General features: G+C 61.6%; 1 pseudogene. It reads left to right on the top strand.

Annotated features, from left to right (window positions below):
- Window positions 1-61: 61 nt before the first annotated feature.
- A pseudogene (locus tag PMI26_RS00025) lies at window positions 62-867 on the top strand (C2H2-type zinc finger protein); the annotation flags it as partial.

The following is an 867-nucleotide window of genomic DNA, read 5'->3' on the forward strand; positions in this document are numbered from 1 at the left end:
ACCTCACCCACTGTCATTTCTGTCAGTAGCCGCCCCCGGCACTGCATGTTATTCATACGGCATGAACAGCCCAAGCTTGCACACCCATACGCCAAGCCTCACGGTCATTGATCCGCGAGGCCTGACAGTGCGCGCGGTCGCTTTTGCTCGCCGCGATGTGCAGCAACCGGCACAACCGCATATCACACGGCAGGTGTTCGATCCGCAGGGCCGTGAAGTCGAGCGTCAGGATCCGCGTTTTTTCTGTGAAGGGCGAGGGCCGAACCGCACCTCGGTCCCTACCTTGTCCGGCAACCTGCTGTTGAATGTCAGTGTCGATGCCGGCTGGACATTGTCGTTACCCGGTCAGGCCAATCAGCTGCTGCAGCGTTGGGACAGTCGCAGCTCTGCGCAACATACCTACGACGAGCAACTGCGCCCCTTGGCCATTACCGAGCAGTTGGAGAGTGGAGAGCCGCGGGTCGTCGAGCGCTTTCTCTATGGCGATCCCGGTGGCAGCCCTCGCAACCAGTGTGGTCAGTTGATTCGTCATGACGACCCGGCCACCACCCGGCACATGCCCGATTACGCTGTGCACGGTTTACCGTTGCTGGAGACCAGCCATTTCCTCAAGTCCCTGGACCCGGTGAACTGGCCTGCCGAGGTCGAGGCGCGCGATGTCCTGCTGGAGGCGGGCCCCGGACTGGACAGTCGCTGGCGCTACGACGCCCTCGGTGAAATCACTTCGCAAACCGATGCGATGCTCAACCGTCGTCGTTTCGGCCGCACGTGCGCCGGGCAATTGCGCGAGGTTTTTTTGCAGCCCATGGGGGCCGATGAGTTCCCGCTGGTCAGCGATATCCGTTACAACGCAGTCGGGATGGTCGA

Origin of the sequence: Pseudomonas sp. GM33, from assembly GCF_000282295.1 — a bacterium.
GTDB lineage: Bacteria > Pseudomonadota > Gammaproteobacteria > Pseudomonadales > Pseudomonadaceae > Aquipseudomonas > Aquipseudomonas laurylsulfatiphila.